The 22,636-nt window shown below is 41.9% G+C and carries 21 protein-coding genes, 1 other RNA gene and 3 pseudogenes; 18 read left to right on the forward strand and 7 right to left on the reverse strand.

What is annotated here, in order from left to right; genetic code table 11:
- Positions 1-107 precede the first annotated feature (107 nt).
- The 4 genes from PT300_08845 to PT300_08860 all read left to right on the forward strand — a co-directional run bounded on the left by PT300_08845 (position 108) and on the right by PT300_08860 (position 6,722).
- Positions 108-1,343, forward strand: coding sequence for an Nramp family divalent metal transporter (locus PT300_08845; protein ID MDF7680683.1), 1,236 nt, complete (start codon positions 108-110; stop codon positions 1,341-1,343).
- Between the two features lie 141 nt (positions 1,344-1,484).
- Entirely contained in the window at positions 1,485-2,450 is a 966-nt protein-coding gene (gene glk, locus PT300_08850; GenBank protein MDF7680684.1) for a glucokinase, read from the forward strand.
- Positions 2,451-3,395: 945 nt separating this feature from the next.
- Positions 3,396-5,084 carry an aspartate-alanine antiporter gene (aspT, locus tag PT300_08855; protein ID MDF7680685.1) on the forward strand — a complete coding sequence of 563 codons (1,689 nt, stop codon included), beginning with the start codon at positions 3,396-3,398 and terminating at the stop codon, positions 5,082-5,084.
- A gap of 42 nt (positions 5,085-5,126) precedes the next feature.
- Positions 5,127-6,722 carry a bifunctional aspartate transaminase/aspartate 4-decarboxylase gene (locus tag PT300_08860; protein MDF7680686.1) on the forward strand — a complete coding sequence of 532 codons (1,596 nt, stop codon included), beginning with the start codon at positions 5,127-5,129 and terminating at the stop codon, positions 6,720-6,722.
- A 284-nt stretch (positions 6,723-7,006) separates the two neighbouring features.
- Here PT300_08860 and grpE read toward each other — a convergent pair whose 3' ends face one another.
- Positions 7,007-7,597 carry a nucleotide exchange factor GrpE gene (gene grpE / locus PT300_08865; GenBank protein ID MDF7680687.1) on the reverse strand — a complete coding sequence of 197 codons (591 nt, stop codon included), beginning with the start codon at positions 7,595-7,597 and terminating at the stop codon, positions 7,007-7,009.
- Positions 7,598-7,713: 116 nt separating this feature from the next.
- On the opposite strand from grpE, the gene nadK reads away from it, so the two are divergent.
- The 3 genes from nadK to bamE all read left to right on the forward strand — a co-directional run bounded on the left by nadK (position 7,714) and on the right by bamE (position 10,829).
- Positions 7,714-8,592 (forward strand): NAD(+) kinase, encoded by an 879-nt coding sequence (gene nadK, locus PT300_08870; GenBank protein MDF7680688.1) that lies wholly within the window; start codon positions 7,714-7,716, stop codon positions 8,590-8,592.
- Positions 8,593-8,678: 86 nt separating this feature from the next.
- Positions 8,679-10,340 carry a DNA repair protein RecN gene (gene recN / locus PT300_08875; protein ID MDF7680689.1) on the forward strand — a complete coding sequence of 554 codons (1,662 nt, stop codon included), beginning with the start codon at positions 8,679-8,681 and terminating at the stop codon, positions 10,338-10,340.
- A gap of 147 nt (positions 10,341-10,487) precedes the next feature.
- Complete coding sequence (bamE, locus tag PT300_08880; protein ID MDF7680690.1) at positions 10,488-10,829, forward strand: outer membrane protein assembly factor BamE; 342 nt, start codon at positions 10,488-10,490, stop codon at positions 10,827-10,829.
- A gap of 61 nt (positions 10,830-10,890) precedes the next feature.
- On the opposite strand, the gene PT300_08885 is transcribed toward bamE, so the two are convergent.
- The gene (locus PT300_08885) at positions 10,891-11,193 is read right to left on the reverse strand and encodes an RnfH family protein (protein MDF7680691.1); all 303 of its coding nucleotides are present in this window, start codon (positions 11,191-11,193) and stop codon (positions 10,891-10,893) included.
- Positions 11,183-11,620, reverse strand: coding sequence for a type II toxin-antitoxin system RatA family toxin (locus PT300_08890; protein ID MDF7680692.1), 438 nt, complete (start codon positions 11,618-11,620; stop codon positions 11,183-11,185). Before PT300_08890 ends, PT300_08885 begins: the two co-directional genes overlap by 11 nt.
- 149 nt (positions 11,621-11,769) lie before the next feature.
- Here PT300_08890 and smpB point away from each other — a divergent pair, with 149 nt between their 5' ends.
- From smpB to PT300_08925, 7 genes are all read left to right on the forward strand, one after another.
- Entirely contained in the window at positions 11,770-12,252 is a 483-nt protein-coding gene (gene smpB / locus PT300_08895) for an SsrA-binding protein SmpB (GenBank protein MDF7680693.1), read from the forward strand.
- Positions 12,253-12,380: 128 nt separating this feature from the next.
- Positions 12,381-12,743, forward strand: a transfer-messenger RNA (tmRNA) gene (gene ssrA, locus PT300_08900).
- Positions 12,744-12,908: 165 nt separating this feature from the next.
- On the forward strand, positions 12,909-14,138 hold the full coding sequence (locus tag PT300_08905; protein MDF7680694.1) for an integrase domain-containing protein: 1,230 nt from the start codon (positions 12,909-12,911) through the stop codon (positions 14,136-14,138).
- Between the two features lie 188 nt (positions 14,139-14,326).
- Positions 14,327-14,890: a hypothetical protein gene (locus PT300_08910; protein ID MDF7680695.1), complete on the forward strand. Its 564-nt coding sequence runs from the start codon at positions 14,327-14,329 to the stop codon at positions 14,888-14,890.
- 135 nt (positions 14,891-15,025) lie between these two features.
- Positions 15,026-15,871 (forward strand): DNA adenine methylase, encoded by an 846-nt coding sequence (locus PT300_08915; GenBank protein ID MDF7680696.1) that lies wholly within the window; start codon positions 15,026-15,028, stop codon positions 15,869-15,871.
- Positions 15,872-15,889: 18 nt separating this feature from the next.
- Positions 15,890-17,581, forward strand: a complete 1,692-nt coding sequence (locus PT300_08920; protein MDF7680697.1) for an AAA family ATPase — start codon at positions 15,890-15,892, stop codon at positions 17,579-17,581.
- A gap of 22 nt (positions 17,582-17,603) precedes the next feature.
- Positions 17,604-18,044 (forward strand): hypothetical protein, encoded by a 441-nt coding sequence (locus PT300_08925; protein MDF7680698.1) that lies wholly within the window; start codon positions 17,604-17,606, stop codon positions 18,042-18,044.
- 32 nt (positions 18,045-18,076) lie between these two features.
- Here PT300_08925 and PT300_08930 read toward each other — a convergent pair whose 3' ends face one another.
- Together PT300_08930 and PT300_08935 are read right to left on the reverse strand one after the other, a co-directional pair.
- A complete protein-coding gene (locus PT300_08930) occupies positions 18,077-18,427 on the reverse strand; it encodes a hypothetical protein (protein ID MDF7680699.1) in 351 nt (116 codons plus the stop codon).
- A gap of 26 nt (positions 18,428-18,453) precedes the next feature.
- Positions 18,454-18,906: a hypothetical protein gene (locus PT300_08935; protein MDF7680700.1), complete on the reverse strand. Its 453-nt coding sequence runs from the start codon at positions 18,904-18,906 to the stop codon at positions 18,454-18,456.
- Positions 18,907-19,149: 243 nt separating this feature from the next.
- Here PT300_08935 and PT300_08940 point away from each other — a divergent pair.
- The 4 genes and pseudogenes from PT300_08940 (at position 19,150) to PT300_08955 (ending at position 21,670) form a co-directional block, all read left to right on the forward strand.
- Positions 19,150-19,530 (forward strand): annotated as a pseudogene (locus tag PT300_08940) (hypothetical protein).
- Positions 19,531-19,542: 12 nt separating this feature from the next.
- A pseudogene (locus PT300_08945) lies at positions 19,543-20,307 on the forward strand (relaxase/mobilization nuclease domain-containing protein).
- A 156-nt stretch (positions 20,308-20,463) separates the two neighbouring features.
- Positions 20,464-20,832, forward strand: a pseudogene (locus PT300_08950) (relaxase).
- 523 nt (positions 20,833-21,355) lie between these two features.
- Positions 21,356-21,670, forward strand: coding sequence for a cell wall-binding protein (locus PT300_08955; GenBank protein ID MDF7680701.1), 315 nt, complete (start codon positions 21,356-21,358; stop codon positions 21,668-21,670).
- A 49-nt stretch (positions 21,671-21,719) separates the two neighbouring features.
- Here the strand turns inward: PT300_08955 and PT300_08960 are convergent, their stop codons facing one another.
- A complete protein-coding gene (locus tag PT300_08960) occupies positions 21,720-22,148 on the reverse strand; it encodes a hypothetical protein (protein MDF7680702.1) in 429 nt (142 codons plus the stop codon).
- Positions 22,149-22,244: 96 nt separating this feature from the next.
- A complete protein-coding gene (locus tag PT300_08965) occupies positions 22,245-22,631 on the reverse strand; it encodes a hypothetical protein (GenBank protein ID MDF7680703.1) in 387 nt (128 codons plus the stop codon).
- Positions 22,632-22,636: the final 5 nt, after the last annotated feature.

Below are 22,636 nucleotides of genomic sequence, written 5' to 3' on the forward strand. Positions count from 1 at the left end.
CGAACCGTATGTTAAAGCAATGATGATTATCAGCGCTAAACATACTTGATAATAATTCTCATTTTGCTAATATGAGACATAGCAAAGGCTATATTTAGGGGCGGAATATGACAAGTAGTGGCATCGACAAAAGTGGTGCTCGTGCGGCACGTAAAGTAAAACTCGCTTTGATCGGGCCTGCATTCATTGCGGCTATCGGTTATATCGATCCCGGTAACTTTGCTACTAATATTCAGGCCGGTGCCAGCTTCGGATATCAGCTATTGTGGGTGGTGGTATGGGCCAATCTGATGGCAATGTTGATTCAGCTACTCTCTGCCAAACTGGGGATCGCAACCGGTAAAAATCTTGCTGAGCAGATCCGTGATCATTATCCGCGCCCCGTAGTATGGTTTTACTGGGTACAGGCAGAAATTATCGCGATGGCGACCGATCTTGCTGAATTTATTGGTGCAGCGATAGGCTTCAAACTGATCCTCGGCGTGTCCCTGCTTCAGGGAACGGTATTAACCGCGATAGCCACTTATCTCATCTTGATGTTGCAGCTAAGAAAACAAAAACTACTGGAAAAAGTGATCGGCGGATTATTGTTATTTGTGGCAGCCGCTTATATTGCAGAACTGGTTTTTTCGCAACCGGCCTTACTGCCGTTGACAGAAGGGATGATTGTTCCCGTTTTACCCAATGGTGAGGCGGTGTTTCTGGCGGCTGGCGTGCTCGGCGCCACCATTATGCCGCATGTTATCTATTTACACTCATCACTGACACAGAGCCTGCCTCATGGCACACGGAAAGAGCGCTACCATGCGACTCGCTGGGATGTCTCCATTGCGATGACGATTGCGGGCTTTGTTAATCTGGCGATGATGGCCACTGCGGCTGCCGCTTTTCATTTTCATGGCCATACCGGTATCGCCGATCTCGATGAAGCGTATGTCACCCTGGAACCATTATTAGGTCAGGCCGCCGCCGTGATATTTGGCCTCAGCCTGGTCGCCGCCGGTTTATCATCAACCGTTGTCGGGACACTGGCGGGACAGGTGGTGATGCAGGGATTTATTCATTTTCATATCCCCCTCTGGGTACGGCGTCTGGTGACCATGTTGCCATCGTTTATCGTCATCATGATGGGACTGGAACCCACCCGTATTCTGGTGATGAGTCAGGTGTTGCTGAGTTTTGGTATTGCGCTGGCACTGGTGCCGTTACTCCTCTTTACCAGCGATGCCCGACTGATGGGAGATTTAGTCAATACGCGATGGATAAAACGCACCGGATGGGTGATCGTGGTTATTGTGATTGCACTGAATGGCTGGCTGCTGATCGGTACGCTATGGGAATGATAGATGAATTTATCCGTTGATTTGCTGTCTGGCGATTACCACACGGTGCTGCCATAAAACATGATATAACTTGTCAGGTAACGACTGTTTTTGCGTAACTCTCTATATTGACCGTGTGCCTTTTACTGGAGCCATAGCGAAATGACAAAATTTGCGTTAGTGGGAGACGTTGGCGGAACCCATGCCCGACTGGCATTATGTGAAATGACCAGTGGTAAAATCTCCGCTGTCAAAACCTATTACGGACTCGATTATCCCAGTCTGGAAGCGGTGATTGAGGTCTATCTGCAGGAGCAGCATGTCGAAATTAAAGCGGCATGTATTGCGATTGCCTGTCCGATTGCCGATGACTGGGTGGCGATGACTAATCATAGCTGGGCCTTTTCTATTGCCACGATGAAAAAAAATCTTGGCTTTTCTCATCTTGAAGTTATCAATGACTTTACCGCTGTTTCAATGGCTGTTCCGATGTTACAAGCTGAGGATCTGATTCAGCTAGGCGGCAAGGAGCCCGTGCCGGGCAAGCCGGTAGCGGTCTATGGTGCCGGAACCGGCCTGGGTGTTGCCCATCTGGTGTCGGTTAATCAACGCTGGATTAGTTTGCCGGGGGAGGGGGGACATGTTGATTTCGCCGCGAATAGCGAAGAAGAGTGCATCATCCTCAACACGTTGCGTGCAGAATTAGGACACGTCTCCGCCGAACGGATATTATCGGGGCCTGGATTAGTGAATCTGTATCGGGCTATCGTGCAGTCAGAGAACCGTGTGCCAGAAAAACTTCAGCCCAAAGATATTACCGCACGTGCGCTGGCAAATCGTTGTGCGGATTGCCGCCGGGCACTCTCCCTGTTCTGTGTGATAATGGGACGCTTTGGTGGTAATCTTGCGCTGAATCTGGCGACCTTTGGCGGTGTGTATATTGCTGGCGGGATTATTCCTCGCTTTCTTGAATTTTTTAAATCTTCTGATTTCCGCTATGGTTTTGAGGATAAAGGGCGTTTCAAATCCTTTGTCAGGGATATTCCGGTCTATCTGATCATTCACGATAACCCCGGTCTGTTAGGTGCCGGCGCCTATCTGCGACAGCTGCTGGGCCAGCGTCTTTAATGTCCTTTCCGGTGATGGAACGTGTCGGGTAACCTGTCTGCGGTCAGCTGTTCTCACATTCTGACGCAGGCGGACGCCAGAAGCGTTCATCTCTCCCTGTATACCGTGGTTTCATTGCGCTGACTGACATCAGAAGCGCTACCTCAGTCACCGGATGAAGCCCGCTTTTATTCAATCATCATAACAAACGTTCCCAGCCAAATAATAAGAATAAAAGAAACGCCCATCAGAAAATATTTCATTGCCTCCTGCTCCGCATTCTTAGTAAAACAGCTGTAATGGGTACGCTGTCTGTTGGTGGTGATGGTTAGCTGCGCTATAACATCACAGCCTTTCGGGATTCGCAACCAGAATGCGTTCAGGTATCGTGATATTGACCACAGGCAGATGACGCCAGAAAGCAACATCCACTGACTATTTGTTTTGTTAATGTTATCAATTTGTTTCTTTTGTCTCCGCCGATAAATCACCTTTTATTGTCGCCAAATCGCTCAGGGGTAAATTTGTCTCTTTTCCCGTCATGTACTATACCCTATCTGGTAATTCGTACGATTTCCGCGTTACTCAGCCTGTAATTTCACTTCTCAGGAGCCAGTAATTCAATAACGTAATGAGGGTTATTCCCGGCTAAGCCGGTGAGATAATCAGATGTATTGTTAGTTATTTTTAACAAAAAACAAACATTTAAGCGATCGATACCGGGTGTTGATATTAATGATTTGTGATGTTCATCGAATCTGTTTCGCCATGAAGTTGCTTGTTTTGTCATCAATACATTGATGAGCGGAAACGGCTATCACCCGCGATAACGCGATAAATTGTAAAGGAGACGGTTTATGAGTTGCACGACCAATAGTATCTATCCCTTTGATACATATCGTATGACAACAAAAATAACCAGCATCACAGCGGATGAGTTGCTGATGTTCTCAGAGGGGTATTGATATGTTGAGCTGGATTCAAAAAGAACTACAGCACTCCCCTGAAATATTACTCTTCCTCTCAGTTGCATGTGGCTATTTATTAGGCAGAATTAAGTTTGGTAAATTTCAGCTGGGGGGAGTCGCGGGATCATTGATAGCGGCGGTGGTATTCAGCCTCTTCGGCGTATCGCTGGATAGCGGCATTGAAGCCTTACTCTTTGCGCTATTTATTTATGCTGTCGGTTTTCAAAGTGGGCCTCAATTTTTCCGATCGCTGGGCGTCAAAACTCTGCGCGAAATATTTCTGGCACTGTTTATCGCGATTGCTGGCCTGATTACTGTCATCGTAATGGCGAAATGGTTCCATATTGATAAAGGGTTAGCCGCTGGGCTGGCCGCAGGAGGATTAACACAATCTGCGATTATCGGAACGGCCAGCGATGCGCTGACTCACCTGGGATTATCAGCGGATGAAGTTAAAACTTTACAAGGTAACGTGGCGGTTGGCTACGCCGTGACATATATATTTGGCTCGTTAGGCACCATTATTATCTGTGTCAATATACTGCCTTATTTTATGAAAAACGGTATTCGCGATGATGCGGTAAAAGCTGAAATGGAGCAATTGAAAGGTGCGATTGTTCTTCATGATGGTCAGGTAAGCAGCTTACCCGAAATGGTGGGCAGGGTTTACCGGCTTAATATGACCACCCCACAAACCGTGGGCGACCTGGAACAGTTACTACCGGGTATTACGGTGGAACGTATCAAACGGCGCAATAGCCTTATCAATATTACGCCAGACACTCAACTGATCCATAACGATACTATTCTGGTTGTTGGTTCTCGTGCCGCCATCGTCTCTGCCGCACCGCAATTAGGGACCGAGCTGGAAAATGAATCCGGTATGGATGTGATCATGGATTCACGGGAAGTGGTGCTACACAACCAGAAATATGCTCATTGCAAACTGGGTCAATTCCGTCATATCGGAGCCGCCATCAATCTTGCCCACGGGGTATATCTGACGGCGATCCAGCGTGATGGTAATTCACTTCCTCTGGATAGCGATACGGTACTGGAACCCAAAGATATCCTGTCACTTTATGGTTCGGAACGTGATTTACGCAGCATTATTCACGAAGTAGGGGATCTGATTCCGATCAGCGCGAAAACAGACTGGATTTATCACGGCTTCGGGATTGTTTGTGGACTGATTATTGGACTTATCGTTATCAATATCAGTGGTATTCCCATTACCCTCGGCGCAGGCGGGGGCGCGTTATTATCGGGTCTGATCTTTGGCTGGTTCCGTAGCCGCCATCAGTTAATTGGCAATATGCCCATTGCCGCTTCTGATTTACTGAAAGATTTTGGTCTTTCTGGTTTTGTTGCCGCAGTGGGGTTACAAACGGGTTTACAGGCCATCACCACGATTGAAAAAAGTGGCATCTCGCTATTTTTAATTGGTGTCGTGGTTACCATCGTTCCTTTATTACTGGCCATTCCTTTCGGGAAATATATTTTACGCTATAAAAACACGGCTATTTTCGCCGGTGCATTAGCCGGTTCACGCAGTGCTAATCCTGCTTTTGGTAGCGTTCTGGATAAAGCCGGTAATTCAGTACCCACTACGCCATTTGCCATTACTTATGCTTTGGCTAATGTTTTCCTTACTTTGCTAGGACCAATGGTTGTCGCGCTGGCGTAAATAGCAAAAACGTTATTACTCATCAATCTGGAACAAAATATCATGGCAAAAAAAAATGACGAAGTGACTTACAGCAAACTAAGCCCCTTTGAACTCAAGAATAAACTGATTAGTCTTGCACAATCGGTCACTGATCGTGGCATGCTGAATGCCGGGCGTGGTAACCCTAATTTCCTGGCGACGATACCACGACAGGCTTTCTTTCAGTTTGGCCTGTTTGCGCTGGAAGAATCGGAAATGTCTTTCTCTTTCATTCCCGAAGGATTGGGGGGATATCCGTTACAACATGACTTGCTGGAACGTTTTTCCGGTTTTATTCGTCGCAATCATGATAAACCGGGTGTGACATTTTTAGGCAAAGCCTTATCTTACGTACGTGATCAGATGGGACTGGATGGCCATCTGTTTATTAAGGAAATGAGTGAGGCGATTCTCGGCTGTAATTATCCGACCCCGGATCGTATGCTGGAAATGAGCGAACAGATCATTAAAACCTATCTGGTGCAGGAAATGGGAATGCGCGGTATCAGTACCCACGATTTTGATCTCTTCGCTGTCGAAGGGGGCACTGCCGCGATCGCCTACATATTTAATTCGCTGAAAGAAAATGATCTGATTAAAGCGGGTGATAAAATTGCGCTAGGCGCACCTATTTTCACCCCTTATCTGGAAATTCCAGAATTGAATGATTATGAGCTGGTTGAAATCATGATCGAAGCTGACCCTAATAAGGGCTGGCAATATCCGGAAGCTGAATTGCGGAAACTCGAAGATCCTGCAATTAAAGCATTCTTCCTGGTTAACCCATCCAACCCGCCTTCCGTGAAGATTGATGATCGTAGTCTGGATATTCTTGTCGATATTATCAAAAAACATCCTGAGTTGATTGTTCTGACCGACGATGTGTATGGTACTTTCGCAGATGATTTCCGTTCGCTGTTTTCTATCTGCCCGAAAAATACGATTCTGGTCTATTCATTTTCGAAATATTTTGGTGCCACAGGCTGGCGGTTAGGCGTTATTGCATTGACCAAAGATAATATTCTCGATGACAAAATCGCACATTTACCGGCGAAAGAAATTAAAGTGCTCAATCAGCGTTACTCTTCCCTGACGCTGGAACCAGAAAAAATCAAATTGATTGATCGAATGGTCGCTGACAGCCGGGCAGTGGGACTGAACCATACCGCTGGTCTCTCGACACCACAGCAAGCTCAAATGGTTTTATTTGCGTTATTTGAAATGATGGATGTCCAGAATAGCTATAAAGCGATGATCAAATCCTTAATCCGGCGGCGGCATGCGGCGCTCTATAATCATCTGGGGATCCCACAACCGGATAATGAAAACAGCGTCGACTACTATACGCTGCTCGATCTGGAAAAGATCTGCCAGCAGCTTTATGGTCAGGACTTTGCTAAATGGATTATGAAAACTCAGGACCCCCTTGATATTCTTTTCCATATTGCCAGTGAAACGGGTATTGTTTTACTGCCGGGCAAAGGATTTGGTGTCCTGCATCCTTCTGCGCGTGCCTCTTTGGCTAACTTGTATGAATATCAGTATGTCGCTATTGGTAAAGCTTTACGTGGCCTGGCGGAGCAATACCATAAAGAGTATGTGCAGTCTAAAAAATAGGATGCAGTTATAAGGTTATTTTACGCCTGTCTCAGGCCATCTGGCCACGGAGAGTGCCTGAAGTTGTCCATGACGATTTCTCTGCACGGTCCGTGGCCAAACTATCTGCGCTATTAATGGCTGACGAAATAGCAGGTTGCTATTGCGATATCAGTATTTATTCCCGTGTTCTGATTTTCTTTCGCGCGAGTGGCGATGGATTCTTTTATTGCTACGAGGTGTTGCACGGAAAAACAAAACCCCATGCCAGAAGCATGGGGTTTATCGGATTTCTTTTCGCGATGTTACTTCGCTTTCGCTACGGTTACCATTGCTGCACGAATGGTACGGCCATTCAGGGTATAGCCTTTTTGCATGACATTCAGGACGTTACCCGCCGGAACATCGTCAGACTCAACCATTGCGATAGCCTGATGGATGTTAGGATCCAGAGGAACATTGACCTTGTCGATAACGTCAACGCCAAATTTATGCACCACATCCAGCATCGATTTCCGCGTTAACTCAATCCCTTCAACCATCGATGACATATCGGGATTATCCTTATTCGCGACCTCCAGAGCCCGATCCAGACTATCGAGAACCGGCAACAGCTCATTGACGAATTTCTCAAGAGCGAATTTATGTGCCTTCTCGACATCCTGCTCGGTACGACGTCGCAGGTTTTCCATTTCTGCTTTAATACGCAGAACACCTTCGCGTTCACGGGTTTGCGCTTCGGCTAACTGTGCTTCCAGATTCACAATCTTTTCATCGCGCGGATCAACCTGCTCAACAGAAACGTCAGGCTCTACTGCCTCAATATCCTCGTGATGTTCAGCGATACTCTCTTTCGGGTCTTGCCCGTCAGCTGTTTTCTGTTTTTCACTACTCATCAATTTCTCCGCGTTTTTTTACATTCATTTCGCTAACCTGGATTATTATGGGGATTCACTTCCTGGTTTCAAGGGAAGTATTCTCACCACACATTTAATGCAAGGACATTCATAACATGAAAAATCATTTCAAGTGTATAGGCCTTGTGGGACATCCTCGCCACCCAACTGCGCTGACCACACATGAAATGCTCTGGCACTGGTTATGCAGCCAGGGTTATGAAGTTATAGTCGAACAGCAAATCGCCCATGAACTTCAGTTTAGCAATGCCAGAACCGGAACGTTAGCCGAAATTGGTCAGCAGGCTGATCTTGCGGTTGTCGTTGGCGGAGATGGCAATATGCTTGGCGCTGCACGAACGCTGGCACGATATGATATTAACGTTATCGGTATTAACCGCGGGAACCTTGGTTTTCTGACCGATCTTGATCCTGACAATGCACGCCAGCAACTCGCTGATGTTCTGACAGGTAATTATATCACCGAACAACGTTTTTTGCTGGAGGCTCAGGTATGCCAGCAAAATAGTCAGAAACGCATTGGCACAGCGATAAATGAAGTGGTTTTACACCCTGGCAAAATTGCTCATATGATAGAGTTTGAAGTCTATATTGATGATACTTTTGCTTTCTCTCAACGTTCAGATGGCCTGATCATTTCAACGCCTACCGGATCTACCGCCTATTCACTGTCGGCGGGCGGCCCCATTGTATCGCCTTCATTAGATGCGATTACACTGGTCCCGATGTTTCCGCATACCTTATCGGCTCGTCCCCTGGTGATTAATGGCGATAGCACGATTTGCCTGCGTTTCTCTTTGCAATGTCGCAATCTGGAGATCAGCTGTGACAGTCAGATAGCGCTGCCAGTCGAGGATGGGGAAGAGGTGATTATCCGTCGCAGCGACTATCATCTGCAGCTGATTCATCCAAAAGATTACAGTTATTTTAATACATTGAGTACAAAATTAGGCTGGTCGAAAAAATTGTTTTGAATTTACGCGGTATTGCTTTACTGAATAAAAAACTTGCTTATACTGTATTAAAACACAGTAATGTTTTTTCATACAGGAATGCGATTATGCTAGCGCAACTCACTATTAATAATTTTGCTATCGTTCGTGAACTGGAAATTGATTTTCACCCTGGAATGACGGCCATCACCGGTGAAACCGGGGCAGGTAAATCCATTGCTATTGATGCGCTAAGCCTGTGCCTGGGGGGCAGGGCAGAGTCAGACATGGTACGTCAGGGGGCGAAGCGCGCGGATCTGTGCACACGTTTTATCTTAAAAGATACCCCCGCCGCCCAGCGCTGGCTGGAGGAAAACCAACTGGAAAATGGGCAGGAGTGTCTGCTTCGCCGCACGATCAACGCCGATGGCCGCTCTCGTGGCTTCATCAATGGTACGGCAGTTCCGCTTTCTCAGCTACGCGAACTGGGTCAATACCTTATTCAGATTCACGGACAGCATACGCACCAGTTATTGACACAGTCTGAGCAGCAAAAAATATTACTGGACGGCTATATGGGAGAGCACGCCATGACTCAACGCATGGCGGAGCATTATCAGCAATGGCATCAAAGCTGTTATGAATTGGCGCAGTGCCAGCAGCAGAATCAGGAACGTGCCGCCCGTGCTGAGTTATTGCAATACCAGTTGAAAGAGTTGCATGAATTTAACCCCCAGCCGGGCGAATTCGAGCAAATTGATGAAGAATATAAACGGCTGGCCAATAGCGGTCAGTTACTCTCTGTTTGTCAGCATGCCTTGACGATACTGGCCGATGGCGAAGAGACCAATTTACAGCGTCAGCTTTACGGCACCCGGCAATTAGTCGCTGAACTGGCCGGTATGGATAACAAACTGGCGGGTGTTCTGAATATGCTCGAAGAGGCCACCATTCAGATCAATGAAGCCAGTGATGAGTTACGCCATTTCAGTGATCATCTGGATCTTGATCCTAATCGGTTATTCGAACTGGAACAGCGTATTTCCCGCCAGGTTGCTCTGGCACGTAAGCACCAAATTTCTCCGGAAGAACTTCCTGCTTTTTATCAGTCGCTGCTGGAAGAGCAACAACGGTTAGAAGATAGCGTTGATATCCTGGAAACCCTCAGTCAACAGACGGTGGAGTATCATCAGCGGGCACTGGAAACCGCTCAGCAACTGCACGCTGTACGCCAGCATAGCGCTCATGAATTAGCGCAACGCATTACTGAAAGCATGCATTCGCTTGCCATGCCCCATGGTGTATTCGCGATTGAGGTTATTTTTGATCCACGCTATCTCACTGTTGACGGTGCAGATCGTGTTGAGTTTCTTGTCTCCACAAATCCCGGGCAACCGATTCAGCCTGTTGCTAAGGTCGCGTCCGGGGGGGAATTATCGCGTATCGCTTTAGCTATTCAGGTGATCACAGCGCAAAAGATGAAATCCGCAGCGTTAATTTTTGATGAGGTGGATACCGGAATCAGTGGTTCAACGGCCGTTATCGTCGGTAAGCTGCTTCGTCAGCTGGGTGAATCCACCCAGGTGATGTGTGTGACTCATTTACCGCAGGTAGCAGGTTGTGGGCATCAACACTATTTTGTCTGCAAAGAAACGGATGGGGAAATGACACAAACCCATATGTATCCTCTCGATAAACGTGCAAGATTACAGGAGCTGGCGCGTCTTCTGGGGGGGAGCGAGGTAACACGCAATACGCTGGCAAGTGCAAAAGAGTTGCTTGCTGCATAACCGGTTCAGGTATCATCGTATTATTGCAAACAATAAATTATTGTCAGAAGCGCAGCCGAAGGTTTCCAAGTGATTAAAGGTCTATTATTATCGGCATATTACAGATGTGTCATACACTGTTTGGTTCGAACAAGGAATAAAATCACTATGTGCTGTAAAACGCTGACTGCCGCCGTAGCGGTTCTTCTCATGTTAACCGCTGGCTGTTCTACTCTGGAGCGGGTGGTCTATCGTCCTGATATCAACCAGGGTAATTACTTAGTCTCAGGCGATGTCGCTAAGATACATACGGGTATGACACAGCAGCAGGTGGTTTATGCGCTGGGGACGCCAATGATGTCAGATCCGTTTGGTACGAACACCTGGTTTTATGTTTTCCGTCAGCAACCCGGACATGAAGAAATCACGCAACAGACCCTGACGCTGACGTTCAATGGTGATGGCGTATTAACACATATTGATAACAAACCGGCGTTAACCAAACATTAATGGGGGAACGAATCAATAAAACAGACGTCAAAGAGAACCCTGCCTGGTTGATGTTTATACATTACTGCTTGCGGTTCCGGATAAGCTGATTCGCTCTTTGACGACGTAACTCTCTGGGGTCAGCGATTAGTGAGCGATATATTTCTATCCGATCTCCCTCGCGCACCGGATCGCTGAGCTTCACCAGCCGCCCGTAGATGCCTGTTTTATTTTTTGTCAAATCGATATCATCACGCAGCCGCAGGAGACCACTGGCAATAATCGCTTGCTCGACGGTTGCGCCTTCCTCCAGGCAAACAGGCAACAGATACTGTTTTTGTGATAACGCATAAGCGACTTCAACCATTAATTTTTTAGCTAGCATGGTAAATCTTTTTCGCTCTGATGGTAAAAGCCTGCACCATATTGACCGCCAGCTCTTTGAAGATGCGACCAAACGCCATTTCAATCCATTTATTACTGAATTCAAAATCGAGATGAAATTCAATTTTACAGGCATCCGGACTCAGGGCAGTAAATTGCCAGCTACCGGTCAGTTTTTTAAACGGGCCATCGACCAGATTGACTAAGATACTCTGATGAGGAATAAGGGTGTTCCGGGTGGTAAATGTTTTGCTAATGCCAGCTTTGGAAACATCGATCGCTGCTATCATTTGCGTAGGTGTTGACTCAATGATACGACTACCAATACAACCAGACAGGAATTCAGGATATGACAGCACATCATTGACGAGCTGATACATCTGTTCCACACTGAAAGGCACCAACACAGTACGGCTAATTTTAGGCATAGCAAATTCCATATCTCACGATTGCAAAAATAATATCATTTATCTGATACTAAAAAAACGCAGTGCCACAACTCATGATAAGATAGGGTATCACGCCTCGCAGAATATTGAGGTACTGTATTCCCGTTTAGCAATGACTTCAGGACATTATGACCAAAAAAAAAGCTCACAAACCTGGATCTGCCACTATCGCGCTGAATAAACGCGCTCGCCATGAATATTTTATTGAAGATGAATACGAGGCTGGGCTGGCCTTACAAGGCTGGGAAGTGAAATCCCTGCGTGCTGGTAAGGCTAACATCGGTGATAGCTACGTTATTCTGAAAGGGGGAGAAGCTTATCTCTTTGGCGCGAATTTCACACCGATGGCAGTCGCTTCTACGCACTACGTATGCGATCCGACGCGCACCCGTAAACTTCTGCTTAACCAGCGTGAACTGGATACATTATACGGACGTATCAATCGCGATGGTTATACTGTTGTCGCCCTGTCTCTGTACTGGAAGAATGCCTGGTGCAAAGTAAAAATAGGGATCGCCAAAGGTAAGAAACAGCACGATAAACGAACCGATCTGAAAGATCGTGAATGGGCGCTGGATAAGGCACGCATTATGAAACATGCCAGTCGCTAGTTATCCGCTGTCGGAATAAGCTTAACGGGCTTTTATCCTTGCTGGCATCTGCTTTTCCGCGACCAGATATCTTCTGGTGAATACTGGAAACTGCGTTCATAAATCTGTTATACTCAGGCCAACACATTGGGGCTGATTCTGGATTCGACGGGATTCGCAAAACCCAAGGTGCATGCCGAGGGGCGGTTGGCCTCGTAAAAAGCCGCAAAAAATAGTCGCAAACGACGAAAACTACGCACTAGCAGCTTAATAACCTGCATAGAGCCCTCTCTCCCTAGCCTCCGCTCTTAGGACGGGGATCAAGAGAGGTCAAACCCAAAAGAGATCGCGTGGATATCCTGCCTGGGGTGGAAGCGTTAAAATCAATCAGGCTAGTTTGTTAGTAGCGTGTCTGTCCGCAGCTAACTTGCGAATGTAAAGATTAGACTAAGCATGTAGTACCAAGGATGTAGGAATTTCGGACGCGGGTTCAACTCCCGCCAGCTCCACCACTTTTTAGTTGTTTGAAGTACAGTGAAGTCTACTAAGCCCGCACAGCACAAGCTCTGCGGGCTTTTTTACGTCTATTGTCGTCCAGTGAGAATTGCTGAGAACTATCAGTTATGGCACCCTGAATGGGACCCACTAAGAAGGGTCCAAAAACCGAGGGTCCCAAAATGGCAAAAATCGCTAAGAAACTCACTGACACTGAAGTCAAAAGCACCAAGCCAGCCGACAAAGAAATCAACTTGTTTGACGGAGATGGTTTGATACTACGAATCGCTCCTCTCTCGAAAGGAGGAAAGAAGAATTGGTATTTCAGATATGCAGTGCCGGTGAGTAAGAAAAGAACCAAAATGAGCCTTGGGACCTACCCTCACCTCACACTGGCAAGAGCAAGAGCCTTGCGAGATGAATACCTTTCCTTGCTTGCCAATGGCATCGATCCTCAAGTCCATAACAACGATAAAGCTAATGCCTTAAAGAATGCTACTGAACACACTCTCCAAGCCGTGGCAAGGAAATGGTTAGATGAGAAGGTAAAGACCTCAGGTATCTCACAAGACCATGCAGAAGACATCTGGCGAAGCTTGGAGAGAAATATCTTTCCCGGCTTGGGTAATGTTCCTATCAATGAGATCCGACCTAAACTCTTAAAGCAACATCTTGACCCTATCGAGCAACGAGGAGTCCTCGAAACTTTGCGGCGAATAATTTCCCGATTAAATGAAATTTTCCGTTATGCAGCAACTGAGGAACTTATCGAATTCAATCCGGCTGACAACCTGGGGCAACGGTTCAGTAAGCCTAAAAAACAAAATATGCCAGCATTACCCCCTTCCGAACTCCCCCGCTTCCTGGTTGCTCTAAACAATGCTTCTATCCGTTTAGAAACAAGGCTACTGATTGAGTGGCAACTTCTCACATGGGTTCGCCCTGGCGAAGCTGTTCGCACAAGATGGTCAGATATTGATATAGAAACCGGCATGTGGAACATACCATCCGATTTTATGAAGATGAAGAAGCCACATAAGGTGCCATTAAGTAAAGAAGCTTTGCGAGTATTGGATTCAATGAAAGCCATCAGTGGACACAGAGAGTGGGTGTTCCCCAGTATCAAAGCTCCGCTCAATCACATGCATGAACAAACAGCCAATGCCGCTATTATTCGAATGGGCTTTGGCGGTGAGCTTGTAGCCCACGGAATGCGTTCCATCGCTAGAACGGCTGCTGAGGAGTCTGGAAAGTTCAGGACAGACGTCTTAGAAGCAGCCCTTGCCCACTCGAAGAAGGATGAAATAATTGCCGCTTATAATCGTGCAGAGTATCTGGCAGAACGAGTGGTTCTCATGCAGTGGTGGAGTGACTATGTGCAAGCTCAAAGGCTAAAAGCTATTGCTGCCTAATTGTATAGAAATTAATTTTATTAATGGAATTATAAACAATGTATAGAGTAAATCAAATCATCAAAACAATAAGCAAAATGAATTCTTATGCTCCCTATAATCAAATAAATAAAAAAAGTAACTTACTTAGAAAGGTTCAAGTATATTCATTTCTCACATCACTCATTTCTCTTATTTTAATGGTGATAATGGCAGTTATCTATAAAATTTGTGACCTTCCCAAGGAGCCATTTCTTTTACCAGCACTCGTACTGTATGCCCTCAATTCCGTTGCCGGTATAGTTTATTTGTTTACACCTATAATTCCAGGTGTGAAGTTCATGCTCAACTTCAAAAAAGAAATTTTTAATGATCTAATTTGTGAAATTGACAATGATGAACAAAATATAGAAAAACTGATGCCTTACTCGTTGACTGAATTAAACTATTCAATAGATTGGTTAAACATAAAGATACAAAGAGTGAAATCAAGAATAAATGATTTCTTTGGAGAAAAAACTGCTGTCTTATCAATAATAGGATTAGCATACTCAGCAGTTCAAGGTTTTGGTGGGTTAGACAAATTGGGTGATACCATATCAAAAGGGATCTTCAATTCCGGCACAGCAAATACATTAATCGTATTTGGACTGGCTTTTCTTTTTGGGTTATCACTTGGAGCATTAGCACTTAAAAATGTAGCAAATCATTTGCAATACCTGAAAGAGATGATTGAATTAGCTAAAAAAATAAAGCAACAGAATAATGAGTAAATCATTAGCATTTGCAACATCTTTTACTCACAAAATAAATCCACAGATCATCTTTATATTTACACATAGATTTGATGGATTCAATGTGGGTAGTATGGTAAAATTGCGATTATTTTTTTACTGAGTTGATAACGGATGCCAAAGCCTTCTCATTTCAAAACTCCCCTCCGTTATCCTGGAGGTAAAGCAAAATTCTCTCCACATATAGAGCAAATTCTCCGTTGTAACGACTTAGTCGGAGGTTGCTATGCGGAACCCTATGCTGGTGGAGCAGGTGTTGCTTTGGGTTTGCTACTCAACGGTCTTGTTGAGGACATTTTTATTAATGATATAGACCCAGCACTTTATGCTTTTTGGTCGGCTGTTGTAAATTATAACGAATCATTATGCGAAATGATTAACGAAATCCCTGTAACTATTGAGAACTGGCATATACAAAGAGACATACTACTTAATAATGATAAATATAGTATGCTTGAAGTCGCTTTATCGACTTTCTTTTTGAACAGGACAAACCGCTCAGGCATTCTCAAAGCCGGAGTTATTGGCGGTAAAGAACAAAAAGGAAAGTGGAAATTAGATGCCAGGTTTAATAAACAGGACTTAACCAAAAGAATAAAACTAATTGGCACCTATAAAGATAAAATTCATGTATCGAATCTTGATGCTGTGGATTTTCTGATGGCTCAAAAAAGTTCATTACCTAAGAAAAGCCTAATCTATCTTGATCCTCCCTACTATGTTAAGGGTGCCGAACTATATCGCAACTTTTATCAGCATGATGACCATGTTAAAATTGCTAAAACCTTGCGAAATATCACGCTTCCCTGGATTGTTTCTTACGATAACGTTAATGAAATAAGAGAAATCTATCGGGGCCTTAACATGGCTGATTATTCATTAAGTTATACGGCTCAGGATAAGAAAAAAGGGCTTGAAGTTATTATTTATAATGACGGGGTAAATATCCCTGAGATTTGATTTTAAGGATGAGTTGAAATGATCAAAGATATTAGCTTCAAAAAATTCAAGAAACTTATCGACATCGATTTTTCATTCGATAAGGATGTTAACATCATCTCAGGAACCAACGGCACATGTAAAACGACATTGCTCCACTTAGTTAGCAATGGTTTTCAAATGCCACCTACTCGGTCCACAAATTATTCAAATAATAATTGCCTCAAAGTAATTAAAGCTATAAATAAAATTGCCAACCCAAAAATGGAAGCAATAGTCAGGGAGTCAAAAAGCTATACAGACCCAGCTGAGGGAGCAAAAGGAAACCTATTCTCTATTAGCTATTTAGATGGGAGTGAGTTGGGCTTTAGAAAACATAATTCACGAAACCCAGACGAAGCTCAAAGGTACGCGATTAAGCCATTATATCCAAGAGGTGGACCAAAACAATCACTGCCTTCAAAACCAGTTTTATATTTAGGCTTATCACGATTATTTCCTATTGGGGAAACAAAGGATGGCGACCTTACAAAAATTTCTTTAAATCTCCCCGATCAATATGTAAGTTACATCTCTCAACTTTACAAAGATCTTCTCCAAATAAGTATCACTAACATTGAATCCAATAATATAGGTGATTTCAAATCCGGTCCGTTATTTGACACAGATAATCCCGAAATTGATTCAAACACTATATCATCTGGGGAAGACAATTCATTTATTATAATAAAAGCCTTAGTGAGTCTAAGATATTATTTTGAATCATTAATTGAATCTAATGATATTAAAGAAAGTATATTGTTGATTGATGAATTCGATGCTACTTTGCACCCTTCATTACAAATAAGACTACTTGATAAAATAAATGAATACGCTAAGGCATATAAAATACAGGTTTTCTTTACCACCCATAGTTTAACTTTATTAGAATATGCGTTCTCCAAGAAATTTAATGTTATATATCTAATGAATAACATGAGTAAAGTTTTTTGTCTTGAAGATCCAGACTACCTCAAGATATCGATGTTCTTGAAAAATCAAAATAGAGATGAAACATATACCCGTAAAAAGATACCACTCTTCACAGAAGATGAAGAAGCTCGTTTCTTTCTCGAAGAAATATTTTCTTTTTGGATACACAGAAAGCCTGAAATGGCAATAATAAGAAGTTATTTCCATTTTGTAGAATGCTTTATTGGGGCTGATAACCTAAGAACGATTTTCAGAGATCCACATTTATCAGAAACTTCACTGAAATCGATCTGTATTCTCGATGGCGATCATCAAACTGATTTAAACCTAAGTACTATTGCACTTCCAGGCTCTTTAGCTCCGGAAGAATTATTTTTTGAACATGCCGAATTAATCTATAAAAGCGATGATGAATCTTTTTGGATCAACCCTGATATATATAATCAAGGTTTTACAAAAGAATATTATTTAACAAAAATTCAACCCGAAATACTGTCTATTGAGATTGATTACCAAAATAAAAAAGAACTTGGTCAATCGACTAAAGGGTTTAAGAGAGAGCGAAATAAGGCTCTTTTTAATGATAATATAAATTTCTTCCGCATGGTTTTACGCAATTGGTTAGAGAGGGACGAGAACTATAAAGCTAACGAAGCCTTTTATAAAGGATTAAGAATCTTATTCCAAAAAGTTTGTGCTCAAAATGGTATCGATAGAAATACATGGAATTTTGAATTTAAAGAATTATCAGATCACTAACCTAACAAGAAAAAGGAATAAAATGTCGAATAGATTTTTTGTTTACTCATTGTTTGTACCAAAAAATGTTCTCTCAAAGTATGTGGGGTCTGGTTCTGACTATATATCTTCGGGTAATGAGTTAAACCTTACAACAGAAGTATTTTTTATCTTCGATAGAGATTCCCATACTACTCTTTCTTTTTCTTATAGAGACAATATATCGGCACTTGACAAATGCAATGAAAAAAACAGAGCATTTGGTTTCAAGGAATTTAACTTCGATAAATATAAAAAATCGGATGAAACAGTTTATTTAGAAGAGAAGGTTGACATCGGATTCGCATCTGATGAAAATGATGAAGACACAATCAAAAACAAATTAACTGCAATTGAATCAAATATTAAAATCATTATCGAACAGTTAAAAAGCATTTCCACCGATATAAAGTACTCCTCCTCACGAAAATCATCTCCAAAATAAAAGTAGATATTCACCGTTATAAGAGGTTGATTTTAATCAACCTCGATAGAATCTATTTCCATTTTAATTTTATTAAAATGTTTTAGTAATTCATTGACTCCTAAACCAACTTCCTTTTCATTTTTCATATAAATATCAGCCACATTAATTCTAACTCTTTCTAAATCTATCATTGATTTAATACATTGTTGCAGATAAAAAACATTGTTTGCATTAAAAAAAACATTGTTTTTCTTTTTGATTCTTTGAAATAACTTTTCCATAATCTTATCTGCAATTGATTCCAATTCATAAAAATAAAAAAGCTGTACTAATTTCATGGCTTGGATAGAATTAAATTTCACTAATAAATTATAACCTAAAAGTATAATCTCTTTAAGCATTTTTATACTACAGTTTTCAAATGAAATTATTCGTGCTTTTTTATATATAAGAAAATTATATCCATTACATCAAAATGTTTAAACTCTCCCGACCAGAAACAAAATGCATAGTACCTCATAAAATAGCCATAGTTGTTATAAGCTTTAATGTAAGGGCCATCAAATATATCTATGTACTCCAATCGACCTCGTCCAAAGCTTAAAAATAAGTAATCAACTGCAATATTATTTTTTATATCTAAAACTGAATTTACAAAAAAATCTTTTTTATTATTAGGTAGCTTTGAATTATTTATGTAAAATTTATTATCGCTACTTACAAAAATACTTGACAATGCATATTTCAAATTATCTTTATATAAAAAAGAAGTATCCAGTAGTTCGTAAATTTTTTCAGTTATAATTTGCAGTTTATATTCCGGCAAACTTACTGGGTCAGGACATTCTCTGATAAATCCAAGCTCTTTACTCAATTTCATAATATCACCTCCTGTACTATTATTAATATATTGAAATTAAAACATCAAATATTTGTTAAGCAAGGGCTAACTCATCGAAGCTCCGCTTCTTTGAGTTCCCTTGTTTTTCGCCCTTTGGTTGAAAAAGAAAGTCAAAGTCGTACCTAACTCATTGACATGAATTGCATTTTCACTATAAATATATAATGTGTTGCAAAGGAATTGCTCACTTTAAAGCTAATGCACATATGAAAAGGAGTTTATATGAGTAAAATAATAACATTGTCGTATACAAATAATTTCAAGCCAGTCAGCGATAATAAATCTCAATCATTGCGAACACACTGTGTCAGTGTACGATTAAATAAAGAAGAGTTAGAGCTTCTCAATGCAAGCCGTGGTGATAAACGAAAAGGTGAATGGCTTCGCATGGCATCACTTCAAAAGCTTCCTCCTACCATTCCTGCAATCAATTTAGAAGTTTGGCAATCATTGTCTGATATATCTCAAAAGCTAAATCGTCTAATAAATCACCTTGATACTAAAAGCAGTAATAGTGAATTGACGAAAACAGAAATCTTCGCTGTCAAGAAACAGATCAAAGAGCTTCGATCATGTCTTACAGTTTCTAATCCGTCTGTAAGGTAGTTTTTTCGCATGAAGGGAATGCAGAAGATCAAAAGGGGGAAAAGCTTCTCAGGTGTGGTTCTCTATGTGTTAAAGCCAGGCTCACACCATAGAACCGTTCCAGAAGTAATTGGTGGCAACATGACAGGTGATTGCTCACAAGAGTTAATCGACGAATTTAACCTTACGAAAGAGCTTCGTTCAGATGTGGCAAAACCTGTTTGGCACAATTCACTTCGATTACCCCAGGGAGAATCTCTTACCAACGAACAATGGAAACGAATTGCTGACGATTACATGAAGCGAATGGGGTTCGGTGATACACACCTCCGTTGCTATGTTCTTCATGATGATCAGGCTGGTCAGCACATACACATTATTGCAAGTCGCATAGATCTCAATGGTGGGAAGCTCTACTTGGGTAGGAACGAAAACCTCATCAGCACCCGCATAATCAGTGAACTCGAAATCGCTCACGGTCTGACAGTGACCAAGACAGCAGCTTCCATTACACCAAAACAACAGAAGCGAAGAAAGGTTTCCCGCAATGAACAGATGCTTTCAGAACGGACTGGCCTTCCCTCCCCTAAAGAAGCTCTCCAACAGATACTTGATAAAAGTTTATCTGATAAGCCGGACCTTTTCACTTTCACAAAACGACTGGAAGAAGCGGAAGTATCATGGACAGCGAATGTCGCTTCTACGGGGAAAATGAACGGGTTCTCATTTTCCTACCGCGATATAGCTTTCAAAGCTTCGCAATTGGGCAAGAGCTACAGTTGGGCAAATCTTAGGCTGTGTCCCTTAACCTATTTGAAGGTCAGAATTGAAAGCAAAAATTATCTCTAAAAAGGCAATTTTGGCTGATAAATGCACTTTTTGTGGCGATTTTTCACCCTCACAATGATGCTGTATTGTACAAAAAACAGTTACGGGACACACCCTAGTAATAGGCTCAACTACAACCCAGACCATCTCGAAGCTCTGCGAACCGGCATACCACCAGAAGCCCCCCCTGCTCCTGCTCCTGCAACAGTTTTGATAAACACTGAGAGAAAGGAAAGTATCAGTGAAAAAATTGCTGAACTCGAATTACGACTCAAAGAAGACAGAAGAAACGAAATCGTAGAAAAGATTCTTCAAAAAAACTCAGTACAACAGCAAAAGCATCTCAGGCTTATCGGCTGGATTCCATTTCTCAGAAGGCTCGCAGAGCTTCTCAGAAGCTATGGGAAGAGCATTCTTCACAAAACCCATATGACCTTCTCAAATATCTCCGCAATGAAACCTTTAAACAAGGCGAGAAAAATCCTTTTATAGACAGCTAGTTGTAAACACCTTTCGTAACCACACTCTATTCTCTAGTAATAGATTTGTGTTTAGTCAAGAAAATATTGATCGTTATTACAGATCGATAATGCATTTATGATAGACTACACCTATCAAGTAACATTCATTGATCGGTACAAGCAATTTTACTAAAGCGAGCCGGTCATCGAGAATCCCTACAAACAGCATTTAATCTTCCAGATTGGGATAGCTATGAAAAACGAAATAATAAAGTGTCCATTTTGCTTTAAAGAGAGCCAGTTCGGAGTACGTGTCTGCACTGGCTGTCATTCAACCATCAAATATGGCGAAGTTTCACCCTGGTTATCGTTGTTCATAGGATTTATTTTATTAGCCATTGCCTACATCATACTTTATATAAGTCAAAGTTTTTTAGTAGCTTTCGTTATTTTGCTGGTTTTAATGATTTCTACAAGATTGTATATTCGTAAAAAATTTGCACATAGAGCAGTTTTCACACACAAACATTAATTTAGTACAAAAGGGATTAAACATGAAAGCATATGCTATGCTTACAATCATTCTTTCTACTTTCCTATTAACCGCATGTAATTCTGAACCATCAGACAAAGACATCTATAATGCATTCAAAAGTGTTGTAGATAGAACAAACGCAAGCATGAAAGCTTTTGATTCAAGAGTTTCAGAAAAGGATCTTTTAAGAATCGATTATGTGAAGAAAGTTAGCTGTTCAGAAGAAGCAAATAATGTATATAACTGCATTGTAGATGCTTCTATTAGCAACAATAAACAGACAAAGCCAATCAAATTAGTTAAAGCTGATGGTGTCTGGAAAGAAGTTCAGTAGTAGCTATATAAAGAAGTCTTTTTGCCCCTGTTTAGGGGCTTTTTATTACCTATAATCTGACGGTTCTTATGCGAACTGCTTCATGGGTTAGCTCGTTCTCGATAACCTTAACTTCATATTGTGCCCTGACAGTAGCATAGATTTCCTCTGCTTTTTCTTGATTGTTATCTATGTAATTAACAAGCGAGTTTAGTTCCCTAATAACGCCTTCTTTGTTATTTAATCGTTGTAAAAGATTGCTTGTCAGACTTTTGTAAACTGAGCTAAACATAGCCATTATGTTATCAATATTACGATTGGATTTGGAATAAATCCTTTTAGGGTAGAAATATTTTAAATGATAGCCCACAAAAATTAAGTAAAGCTGGTATGAGAAACTTTTATCTCCGGGCTGGTATCTTTTTGAGATATATTTATCGACGATAATGATAAGTTGCTCTTCCAGAGTAAACTCTGGATAGATAATGTTCTTGTCCATAAAATGCATCCTTGCATTAGTTAAATAGTCTTCCTGACCATATATTTATATTTATCGCATTTATTCAACTTGTCAATAGGTGTAACCTATCAAATATTATTTTTTATTAAATGGCCTATTCAACTGTTCCATAGTAAGACCGTGTCTATAAGCATTATACTGCCAATAGCTAAATTGCTCTTTGTATCTATTGTTCTGTTTTTTCAACATTTCGTTTTCGGCTTTAAGGTTTATTATTTGTTGTGCCGCAATAGTTAAGTTAGCTGGTTTCTTTAGACCAGATTTTTTCAAATTGGACAAACTTTTCTTTGTTCTATATGCTTCAACAACTTCATCATGAGCACTTAAAGATTGCCTTGTGATAGTTCTGTTTAGATTCTTATAAACTGATTCACATAAATCACTCCATGTGATTTTACCGTCCCAAGTCAGTATAATGTGTTTAATTGCCTTTATCTCACTCCTGTTCAAATGTTTTGCCATAAGTA

The organism is Enterobacteriaceae bacterium ESL0689, from assembly GCA_029433525.1.
GTDB lineage: Bacteria > Pseudomonadota > Gammaproteobacteria > Enterobacterales > Enterobacteriaceae > JAQTIF01.